Genomic DNA, 12,335 nt, shown 5'->3' with positions numbered 1-12,335 from the left:
GGCACAGCAAGGACATACCAGAGCTGCTTTCCCGAACATTGGCAGTTTCGGTGGAGTTGTTAGCGGCTTTGCCGAAGTTTCGTCTGCGATTGCGCAGTCATGCGATTCGATGCAGCAGGGTGAGGCCCGCTATTCTTCACTTTTAGTGTGATTTTCATCACATAAGTCTGATTGTCAGGCTTTTCCTACAGGGTGGCCCCTACAGCGCGCGTTGACGCACCATTAACGCGACCGCACAGTACCGCCGCACTCGCCGCGTCCTCGGTTGGCGTCGCCGTTCTGGCGGCCAGGCGTGGCGGTGCGGGCGGCGGCGCGCCCAGGCGCGACCGTGGCACAGGGGGCATGACAGATGTGGATGCGATCGGCACCGTTGGTGCTGGCGGCCTGCCTGTGGGCGGTCGCCAGGCCGGCGGCTGCCCAACAAACTGCGCCGACGAGCCTGGACCGGCAGGAACAGCTGCGTCAGGCCGAAGAGATCCAGCGCCGTCAGGAGCAGGAGCGCCAGGCGCCTTTCGCCGGCCCGCGCGAGGAGCCCGAGCGCGTGGACGCACGCAGCACCGTGCTGCCCAAGGAACAACTGTGTTTCCCGATCAATCGCGTGCGCCTGTCCGGCGCGGGCGACGACGCTGCACGCTTTGCGTGGTTGTGGAAATCGCTGCGCGGTTACCAGGGGCGCTGCATCGGCCGCACCGGCATCGACATCATCCGCCGCCGCGCCCTGGATCAACTGGTGGCGCGTGGTCTGGTCACCACCCGCATCGGGGTGCCCGAGCAGGATCTGTCGCGTGGCGAACTGCGCTTCGAACTGCTGCCCGGACGCCTGCGGGCGGTGCGTGTGGTTTCCGACACCGATGGCGCCGGCTGGAAGACGGCCTTGCCGTTGCGCGGCGGGGATCTGCTGGACCTGCGCGCGATCGAACAGGCGGTGGAGCAGTTCAAGCGCCTGCCGTCGCAGGACGCCAAGATCGATATCGCGCCGGGAGACGCGCCGGGCGAATCGGATCTGGTCATCACCCTGCAGCACGGCCGGCGCTGGCGCGGTGTGGTCAATGCCGAGGATTCGGGTGTGGACGCCACTGGTCGTGTGCAGGGTGGGCTGGATCTTTCGCTGGACAATCCGCTGGGCTTGAACGATCTGCTCAGCGTCGGCTACAGCCACGATCTGGCCAGCCGCGACGACGAGCGCGGCACCCGCGGCAACAGTCTTGGCTACAGCCTGCCGTGGGGCTGGTGGACGTTCGCGCTGTCGGCATCGTCCTACCGCTATCACCAGCGCGTGGACGGGTTTTTGCAGACCTTTCGCTCCAGCGGCCAATCCAGCAACGTGCAGCTGGATCTGCAGCGCGTCTTGCATCGCGACGCCACCAGCAAGACCTCCGCCGGCGTGGTCATCGGCCGGCGGCGTGCGCGCAGCTACCTGGACGGGGTGGAAATCGGCATCCAGCGGCGCGATACCAGCAGTGCGGAGTTCTATCTCGCACATCGGCGCTATCTGGGCGCGCTGCAGTTGGATGCGCGGATTGCGCATCGGCGCGGTACGCCCTGGTTCGACAGCCAGTGGACCGATTACGACCCGCAGATCGGCTTCCCGACGTTTCGCTATGGCGTGACCACGCTGGATGTGAGCACGGCGCTGCCATTCAAGCTGGGCCCGGTAGCGATGGCGTGGGAAAGCAGCCTGCGCGCGCAGACCGCCGGCGAACTGCTGCTCGGTTCGGAATTCCTCACCATCGGCGGCCGCTACAGCGTGCGTGGCTTCGATGGCGAAGCCAACCTGGGTGCGGAAAAAGGCGCGTACTGGCGCAACACCCTGAGTTTCCCGATCCAGCGGATCGGGCTGACGCCCTACCTGGGCCTGGACGCGGGCCGCATCGATGGCACCAGTGCCAGCGGGCTGCGTGGTCGCAGTCTGGTCGGCGGTGCGCTGGGTCTGCGCGGCGGATGGTTCGGCGCCAGCGTGGATGCGTTCGCGGGTTGGGCCATTCACCGCCCCGACGGTTTTGCAAGCGCGCAGCCGGCTTACGGCGCGCGCGTGATCTACCAGTTCTGATTTGGATCGCGCTGCCGACCGGCAGCGCGCTGTGCTGATTGATGCCGCCGACAGGCGGCCAGAGAGAAACGATGGACATCGAAGCGATGAGCGTGCGTGATTACGTGGCCGAACAGGGCAAGCGCGCGGTGGCGCTGTTGCTCTGCGTCACCATCACCTGGACATCGTTCCCGGCATGGGCGCAGGTCGCACCGACGGCCAACCCCGGCGGGCAGACCCCGGGGCAACAGGTCGCCGCCAACGGCGTGCCGGTGGTGGATATCGTGGCGCCCAATGCGCGCGGCATCTCGCACAACCGCTACGGCACCTTCAATGTCGGCCCCAACGGGTTGATCCTCAACAACAGCGCACAGATCTCCAGGACCGAGCTGGGCGGCTACGTGGCCGGCAACGACAATCTGCAGCGCAGCGGCGCCGCCTCGCTGATCCTCAACGAGGTCACCTCGGCCAGCAGCCGTCTGCAGGGCTATACCGAAATCGCCGGCACCCGGGCACAACTGGTGATCGCCAACCCGAACGGCATCTCCTGCGATGGCTGCGGATTCCTCAATACCTCACGCGTCACCCTGACCACCGGCACCCCCAATCTCGGCGCCGATGGCGCGTTGAATGTCTTCAGCGTCACCGGCGGTGCGCTGACGATCGGCAGCAACGGTTTGGACGCGTTCGCCGTGGACCGCCTGGATCTGCTGTCTCGGCAGCTCGGTGTCGAGGGATCGATCTGGACCCGGGAACTGGTGGCCAACGCCGGCGTCGGTCGGGTCAGCTACGACGGCATGCTGCTGGATGTGCTGCCCGGTACCGATGGATCGCCGCCGTCGATCGGCATCGACGTGGCGCAGCTGGGCGGCATGTATGCCGACCGCATCCGCCTGATCGCCACCGAAGCCGGGGTGGGCGTGGTCAGCCGCGGCACCCTGGCGGCGCAGAGCGGCGATCTGCAGATCGACAGTGCGGGCCAGGTGAGTCTGGGCGGCACTGCGGTGGCGCGCGATGGCATGAATGTACGCGCCACCGGCGCGCTGGATCAGCGCGGCGTGCTCGGCTCGCAACAAGGCGACGTGCACCTGCGTGCGGCAAGCATGACGCTTGCGGGCGACCTGGTCGCCGCCGGCATGCTGGATGCACAAGCCGGTGGTGCGGTGGACCATGTGGGCCGCAGCAGCGCAGGATCGATCCGTCTGTTCGGTTCGCAATTGAATGCCGATGGCAGCCTGCATACCACCGGTGCGCTGGATCTGAGCGCCGATGGACTACTGCGCAGCGGTGGCGTGGCCTATGGTGGTACCGGCGCCAATCTGCAGGCGGCGCAGATTGCGATCTCCGGCACCTTGCAGAGTGGCGCAGCGCTTGCGCTGAACGCCAATACCATCGATGCACTCGGCACGCTGGATGCGGCAACTGCATTGCGGATCAACGGCAATGGCGATGTGCGCTTGGCGGGACTGGCACAGGCCGGGCAGGGTGCCGGTGTGCAAGCCGGCGGCCGGCTGGAGCTGCAGGGTCAGTTGATTGCGGCCGATACAGTGGCGCTCGATGCGGCGAGCATCGACATCGCACAGCGTGGCGCAGTCTCTGCCGGTGGCGATCTTGAACTGCGCAGCGCAGGTGCATTGAACAATGCCGGTAGCGGCTACGCCGGCCGCGATCTGCGTTTGCAAGCAGCGTCCGTGACCACGTCAGGCAGTCTGTCTGCCGCACGCGACGCGCAGGCGGCGGTTGCGGGTGATCTGGTCAATCGCGGTATGTTCGTTGCGGGCAATGCGCTGACCATCGACGCGGCGCAGCTGGAAAGTCGCGGCGATATCGGTAGCCAGCGTGGGGAGGCCACGCTGCGCAGCCGTGGCGGTCTGGTGCTGAGCGGCAACACCGTGGCAGGCGCTGCCTTGGACCTGGACGCCGCAGCGGATGCGCAGGTATCCGGCGTCGTCAACGCCGGCCGCGTGAATCTTCGTAGCGGCGGCGATACCGCGCTCTCCGGTACCTTGCAGACCACCGCCGGTGGGTTGGTGATCGCCGCAGGCGGTGAGCTCGCCAGCGATGCCGTGGTGGGTTCGACAGGGGCGATCGATTTGCAGGCGAACGGCACGCTGCGTCAGCGTGGCCAGCTCCGTAGCGATGGCGCGTTGCAGTTGCGCGGCGCGGCGGTCGAGCACGATGGTGTCATCGATGCAGGTGGCACCCTGCGCATCGCCAGTGCTGCCGACCTCGCGTTGGACGGCACTGTGCAGAGCGCCGGCTCGGCGACATTGCAGGCGGGCGCGGCACTGGATAACCGCGCGAAGGTGGTCGCCGCCGGAGCACTGGATGTCGAGGCAGCCTCGCTGCGCAACGCGCAAAGTGGCGCGTTCTCGTCGGATGCCAGTGCGCGCGTGCGCACGGCCGGCACCTTGGACAACGCCGGCAGCCTGTATGCGGCGCGCGATCTGCAGCTGACCGCAGGTGCGTTCACGCAAAGCGGCAGTACCGGCTCGGGCAATACGCTTTCGGCTGCGGTGAGCGGGTCATTCGACAACGCAGGCACGGTGGTCGCCCGCAATGCGTTACAGATCGATGCCGGCAGCGTACGCAGCAGCGGTCAACTCGGTAGCGAAGCTGCAGGTGTTCGTCTGGGCAGCCAAGGCGATATGACGCTGCAAGGCGTGGTTGCCGCTGCGACCACGCTGCAGGCCAGCGCCGCGGGCGATCTGCAGCAGGCAGGCTCGCTACGCGCGCAATCGCTGGCACTGCGTGCCGGGCGCGATCTCACGGCCGTCGGCAATCTGCAATCGGCATCCACGCTGGATCTGCAAGCGCAGCGCGCACTGACGTTTGCCGGGCAGGGACAGGCCGGTGGTGATGCTTCACTGCGTGCGGCCACAGTGACGACGCGCCAGGATGCGGTGCTGCAAGGCGCAGGCGTAATCGCGCTGGACGGCGCAACCATCGACAGCCGCGGCACGCTGGATGCGGGCAGCGATCTGCAGATCCGCAGCCAGGGCGATCTGACGCTGGCAGGTGTGGCACAGGGCGGCCGCGACGTGAGCCTGGACGCCACCGGCGCGCTCAGTAACGCAGCGCAGGTGTTTGCAGGCCGCGATCTGTCGTTGCAGGCAGGCAGCCTGGATAACACCGTCAACGGTGTGCTGGCAGGCGAGGGCAACGTGGCACTGACCACCGTGGCGCAGCTCGACAACGCCGGCCGGGTGCAGGCTGGCGGCGACTTGCAGATCAGCGCTGCAAGCCTGGACCAGCGCGGTAGCGCGTCTGCGGGCAACACGTTGCATGCGACGATTGCTGGCACGTTGGACAATCGCGGCAATCTGGTCGCCAGGAATGCGCTGCAGATCGATGCGGGCACGCTGCGCAGCACCGGGCAGGTGGGCAGCGAAGCTGCCGATGTCACGCTGGCCAGCCAGGGCGCGCTGCAACTCGATGGTGTGGTTGCAGCAGCCACTGGATTGCGTGCGACTGCGGGTGGCGATCTGCAGCAAGCCGGTTCGCTCAAGGCAGAGTCGGTGACGTTGAGGGCTGGTCGCGACCTCACTGCGAACGGCACCGTGCAATCGGCATCCACCCTGGATCTGCAGGCGCAGCGCACGCTCGCCGTGAACGGGCAAGCATCGAGCACCGGTGACGCAAGTGTCACCGGAGCGACAATTCTGACGGGTGCTGCAGCCGTGCTGCAGAGCGGGGCCGCGATCAGCGTGGATGGCGGCTCCATCGATAGCCGTGGCTCGCTCGATGCGGCGACCGATCTGACTGTGCACAGCGCCGGTGATCTGGCGCTGGCCGGGGTGGTCCAGGCCGGGCGCGATGTTGCGCTGACGGCGACCGCTGCGTTGAACAATGGCGCTCAAGTCGTGGCGGCCCGCGATCTGCACGTGCAGGCCGCCAGCGCCAACAATGCCGCAACTGCGACCCTGGGTGCGCTCCGCGACCTGCGCGTCGATGTCGCCGGAGTGGTGGAAAATAATGGCAACCTGCACGGCGAGCGCGGCCTTGCATTGAACACCGGCACGTTGCTGCAGCGCGGCCGTGTCTACAGCGGGAATGCGCTATCGATCGCGTCGACGGGCGCATTCGAAAACGCGGGTCAGCTGGTCTCCGGCAAGGATCTGAGCATCGCCGCCGACAGCATCTTCAGCACCGGGCAACTCGGCTCGGTCAACGGCGCACTGTCGCTGAGCAGCCGGAACGCGATCGATCTACAAGGTGTCGTGGCTGCGGCGACCACGCTGCAAGCCACCGCAGGGACCGATCTGCTGCAGGCTGGCTCGCTCAACGCGCAGGCCGTGACATTGCAGGCCGGCCGCGACCTCACTGCCGGCGGTACCTTGCAGTCCGCGTCTGCGTTGGATCTGCAGGCGCAGCGCAGCCTGACGTTGAACGGTCAGGCGCAGGCAGGCAACGATGCCAACCTGCGTGGCGACAACATCGCCACCAGCGCCGCTGCCGTGCTCAAAAGCGGCGGGCAGATCGCCCTGGACGGTGCGGCGATCGACAGCCGTGGCACGCTCGATGCCGGCGGTGATCTGCGCCTGCGCAGTACCAGCGCATTGGCGCTGGCAGGTGTCGCGCAGGCCGCGGGCGATGTCGTGCTGAGCGCCGACGGCAGCCTGCGCAATGCCGGGCAGGTGGTCGCCGGCCGCGATCTCACGCTGCAGGCGAGCGCCATCGACAACGCCGACGGAGGCGCCCTGGCCGCCGAGCGCGGCCTCGTGCTGACGACCGGCGCGTTGCAGAACGCCGGCACGCTGCAAAGCGGCGACGACCTGCAGATCACCGCCGCCAGCATGACCCAGAGCGGCACCGCGATTGCCGGCAAGGCACTGACCGCCGATGTCGCCGGGCTGCTGGACAACCGCGGCACCCTGATCGCCAAGGACGCGCTGCGCATCGACGCAGACAGCCTTCGCAGCAGCGGCCAGCTCGGTAGCGAAACCTCCACGGTGGTGCTGAGCAGCCGCGGCGACACCGTGCTGCAGGGCGTGGTTGCCGCAGCGAACACGCTGCAGGCCAGCGCCGGTGGCGATCTGCAGCAGGGTGGCTCGCTCAAGGCGCAGGCGCTCGCCCTGCAGGCCGGGCGCGACCTCACCGCCGCCGGCACGCTGCAATCGGCAACGCTGCTGGACTTGCAGGCCCAGCGCAGCCTGGTGTTCGACGGGCAGGCGGCCAGTGGCGGCAACGCCAGCCTGCGTGGCGCCAGCATCGCCACCGGGCAGGCCGCCGTGCTGCAGAGCGGCGGCGACATCACCCTGGATGGCGCGGCGATCGACAGCCGCGGTGCACTCGATGCTGCCGGCGATCTGGCCTTGCGCAGCACCGGGCAACTGGCCGTCGCCGGCCTGGCGCAGGCCGATCGCAACATCGTGCTCAGTGCCAACGATGCGCTCAGCAACGCCGCCCAGGTGGTGGCCGGGCAGAACCTCACCGCCACGGCCGCCAGTGCGGGCAACACCGGCACGGGCGTGCTGCTGGCGCAGGGCGACGCCACCTTGTCCATCGCCGGTCTGCTCGACAATGCCGGCGCGGTGCGTGCCGGCAATCAATTGACCTTCGGCCTGGGCGCGCTGCGCCAGACCGGGCAGGCATACGGCGTGAGCGGCCTGGGGCTGACCGCGTCCGGTGCGGTGGACAACCGCGGCGGGCTGATCGGCGGCAACAGCCTGCGCGTGGAGGCCGGGCAGCTCAGCAGCAGTGGCCAGTTGGGCAGCGAACGCGGCGCGGTCGCGGTGATCAGCCGCGGCAATCTGCAGCTCGGCGGCAATCTGGCATCGGCAGGCGCCTTCTCTGCGCAGGCCGGCGGCACCCTGGCGCAAAGCGGCAACCTCAGCGCAGGCAGCACGCTGGAGCTGCGCTCCAGCAGCGATCTCACCGTGGCCGGCCAACTGGCCGCGCAGCAGCTCACGCTGACCAGCGACACGGTGCTGCGGCAGCAGGGCGTGGTCAGCGGTCACAGCGTGAGCCTGCAGGGCGCGCGCATCGAAAACGCCGGCCAGACCACCGCGGCGGGCGATCTCAGCCTGCGTGCGGGCGACATCGCCATCGCCGGTACCGTGGGCGCGGGCATCGCCGGCGATGGAAGCCTGGGCAGCGCCGGGACGTTGCGTCTGACCGCAGACCGTCAGCTGAGCGCATCCGGCAGCTTGCTCGCAGGCGGCACCCTGCTCGCGCAGGGCAGCCAGCTATCCCTGGCCGGCGCCACCACCCGCGCCAGCGGCAACGTGGCGCTGACCACCGCTGGCAGTCTCGATCATCGTGGCGGCGATCTGCTGGCGGGCGGCACGCTCACCGTGCAGGCCGGCGGTGCCATCGACAACGGCCGGCTCAACGGCGTCGGCGGGCAACTGCAGGCCACCCAGCTCGGCATCGACGGTGGCAGTTTGAACAACGCCGGTGGCCGTCTGGTCCAGAGCGGCGTCGGCCAGACCCGCCTTGGCCTCGCCGGCGCGTTCGACAACACCGCAGGCACCGTCGCCAGCAATGGCCAGGACCTGACCATCACCGCTGCCAGCGTCGACAACACCCAGGGCCGCATCGATCATGCGGGCACTGGCACGCTCGCGGTCACCAGTCGCGGCGGAGTGAGCAACGCCTCCGGGCGCGTGCTCACCCAGGGTCAGCTGACCCTGGGCGCTGCAGGCACATTGAACAACCAGGCCGGCACCGTTGCCGCCGCAGGCGATGCAAGCCTGACCGCATCCAGCCTCGCCAATGTCGGCGGGTCGGTCGCTGCGCGCGCACTGACCGTGCAGAGCGGCGGCGCGGTGGACAACCGCAGCGGGCTGCTGCAGGCCAGCGGCGGTGGCTTGAGCGTGCGTGCAGCCAGTCTCGCCAATGCGGGGGGCACGGTGCAGTCAGTGGCCAGCGGCAACCTGGGCGGTGGTCTGCGCATCGAGCTCGATCGTGGCCTGGACAACGGCAACGGCCTGATCGGTGCGAGCACCGATGCGGTCGTGACCGCAGAAAACATCAGCAGCGCCGGCGGCAGCCTGCAAGCGGCGCGCGACCTCGGCATCACCGCACGCGGCCAGCTGGACAATCACCAGGGCGGCAAGCTCAGTGCCGGTCGCGATCTCAACGTGGCAGTGAGCGGCGCATTGCTCAACAGCGGTGGCCAGCTCGACGCCGGCAACGCACTCACCGCCTCAGGCGCGCGCATCGACAACACTCAGGGCAGCATCGTCAACAACGGCGGTGGCCTGACCCGCATCGTCACCGGCGGTGACCTCACCAATACCAGCGGCAACCTGGGCGGGCGTGGCAGTGTGGTCATCGATGCCGCCTCCATCGCCAACAACGCCGGGCAACTGGTCGCCGCCGGCGATTTGATCGCCAACACCAACGGTTTGAACAACCAGGGCGGCAGCGTCTACGCCGGCGCCAATGTCCTGTTGCAGCGTGCGGGCGCGTTCCTGGACAACCGCAACGGCAGGATCAAGGGCGAGCAGTCGGTGCAGCTGTGGCTGCAATCGCTGAGCAACGCCGGCGGGCAGATCGGTGCCGGCAGCATCAGCGGCGGGGCAGGCAACGTGCTGATCGACACCGTCGGCTTCGACGGCGGCGGCAGCATCCTGGCGCAGAACCTGCTGGATCTGACCTTGCGCGGGGACTACACCCATCGTGCCGGTGCCGATCTGGTCAGCAATGGCGACTTCAACCTGCGCGTGGGCGGCAACCTGGTCAACGAGGCCACGCTCAAGGCCGCGCGCCGGCTGGAGATCACCGCCAGCAGCATCAGCAACCGTGCCGGTGCCAACATCCTCTCCAACGACACCCGCCTCAATGGCGGCAACGGCATCGACAACGCCGGCAACATCTCCGGCAACGGCGCGTTGTCGCTGGTGGCCAACAGCATCAACAACACCGGCAGCATCGTCGGCGGCAACGTGTCGGTGAACACCGGCACCCTGGTCAATGGCGCCGACTTCGGTGGTGCCACCGGCAATGCGGCCTATGGCTCGGCCCTGCTCGGTTCGACCGGCAATATGAATCTTGTCGTGCGCGATCAACTGCTCAACCGCGACGCGCGCATCTTCAGCCTCGGCAATATCGCCATTGGTGGGGCGCAGGATGGCGGCGGCACGCTGGTCTCGCGCACTGGGGTGGTGAATAACCTATCGGGCAGTATCGAGGCGGATGGGAGCATCTGGCTCGCAGCGAGTCAGCTGAATAACCGTCGACGCGTCCTCTTGACGCAAACGGAAACGCTGACGCCGCAGGAACAGGACTCGATCGGTACTACTTCGGAGTTGATCGAGGCGCGTGATATTCAGTATCCGCGCGGCGATTACTATGTGTTTACGCCATACATGGGCCCTGATCCCGGCATCACGAGGACGACAGTCGTCGAACAGCGGGACAAGCTGACGGCAGCAAGTGCCGAAGGGCGAATCGTTGCAGGCCGTAACATTTTGGTATCCGGCTCTGTCACTAATACCGCCTCCACTGTTGCAGCGGCCGGCGCGCTGGATGTCAATCGTCGCGGTACAGCCGGGTTGTCCGATGCGTTGATCAACGGCAGCGAGGCCTCGTTGAATCAGGAGCTCGCACTGACGCAAACGGTGCGTCAGACCACTGTGGATGTCACTGTCGAAGGAAGGCTTGGGGATTGCGCAACGGTCGAGCACAACGGGAACGGGCCGGGACCAAGGCCTGTCTGTGAGTACGGCACCACGGAAACAACGCTGTCGACGACTAGAACCAACAGCAGCTATGTCGCCCTAGGCGCCAGCATGACCGGCAACCAAGGCGTCAGCATCAACGGCGCGAACATTAGCAACGGCGCGGTCGGTATCGACGGGCGCGCGGTCAGCGGCGCGTCGCTGGCGGCGGTCGGCGCGCAAGGCGGCCTGAGCGGCCGCGGCAGGCAGAGCGCAGCCAGTGCGGGTCAGCAGGCAGTCACCGGGCGCGCCAATGGCGGCGCCAGCAGCATCCGGGTCGCCACGGGCACTTCCGGCAACGCGGGAGCGCAGGTCGGTGCGAACACCCAGGACGCCACGCTGGCCACCTCCGGCGGCATCGTCGCGATGTCGGTTGCGCCGGTCATGTCCAACGACAGCGGCCTGGCGCGCAGCACGGTCGATCAGGCCACAGTGCAGACCACCACGGCCGGCACCGGCATCGTCGTGGGTGCCAACCAGGGCCGGGTGGGTGTCGATCCATCGAGCATCCCGGTAACCGAGCTTGTGGGCGGCGGCCAGACCTCGCTGGCGCAGATCGATCTGCCCATCGGCGGGCTGTATCGCCTGTCCAACGGCACCGCCACCGACCGCACCGCGATGGGCCGCGCGGCCACCAGCCTGGGCGGCATCAACGCCTGGCGCAGCAACGGCCCGGGCCGTCGTTACCTGATCGAGACCGATCCGCGCTTCGTCAACTACGACAACTTCATCAGCAGCGACTTCCTGCTGGACAAGCTGGGCGTGGACCCGGAGTGGACCCAGACCCGGCTGGGCGATGGCTTCTATGAGCAGCGCCTGGTGCTGGACCAGATCACCCAGCTCACCGGCCGCCGCTACCTGAGCAACTACGCCGATGGCGTGGCGCAATACCGCGCCTTGCTCGAGTCCGGCGTGGCCGCCGCAGGCCAGCTGCAGCTGAGCATGGGCGTGGGCCTGACTGCCGCCCAGGCCGCTGCACTGACGCAGGACATCGTGTGGATGGTGGAGCAGGAGTACCAGGGCCAGACCGTGCTGGTGCCGGTGGTGTATCTGGCGTCCAACTCGCTGCAGCTGCGTGGCAACGGCGCGCTGATCGCTGGCGGCAACGTCGAACTCAACGCCACCAACACCCTGAGCAACCAGGGCGTGATCGCGGGTGCCGATGTCAGCGTCACCGCCGGCAACCTGCTCAACCAGGGCCGCATCAGCGGCACCGGCACGGTGTCGCTGCAAGCGCGCAACGACCTGCTCAACCAGGGCCAGATCCAGGGCCGCGATGTCGCGCTGGCCGCTGGCAACAACCTGGTCAGTGAAGCGTCCAGGGCCATCAACGGCGCCGGCATCCTGTCGGGCATCAGTGCCAGCAACGCCTTGCAGCTGATGGCCGGCAACGACATGACGCTGACCGGCACCCGCGTGCAGGCAGGCGGCAGCGCGGCCTTGATCGCGGGCAACAACCTCAGCCTCACACCCAGCGCCTTGCGTGACGACAACGGCCTGCTGCGTGGTGGCGACGCCGTGTCGGTGACCACGGGCAAGGACCTGATCGTCTCCGCAGGCAAGGACCTGCAACTGCATGGCGTGACCATCAAGGCCGGCGGCAGCGCGGCACTGCAGGCGGGCAACGACCTCTCGCTGAC

2 protein-coding genes are annotated in these 12,335 nt (G+C 67.9%); both read left to right on the top strand.

Annotated elements, in window-relative coordinates:
• Positions 1-349 precede the first annotated feature (349 nt).
• On the top strand, positions 350-2,050 hold the full coding sequence (locus tag LL962_RS17280) for a ShlB/FhaC/HecB family hemolysin secretion/activation protein (RefSeq protein ID WP_228317789.1): 1,701 nt from the start codon (positions 350-352) through the stop codon (positions 2,048-2,050).
• A gap of 71 nt (positions 2,051-2,121) precedes the next feature.
• On the top strand, positions 2,122-12,335 hold a 10,214-nt coding region (locus LL962_RS17275), incomplete at its 3' end, for a two-partner secretion domain-containing protein (protein WP_228317788.1).

The sequence above is a fragment of the Xanthomonas sp. NCPPB 1067 genome, from assembly GCF_020783795.1.
GTDB lineage: Bacteria > Pseudomonadota > Gammaproteobacteria > Xanthomonadales > Xanthomonadaceae > Xanthomonas > Xanthomonas melonis.
This window is presented reverse-complemented; position numbering and strand designations above follow the sequence as displayed.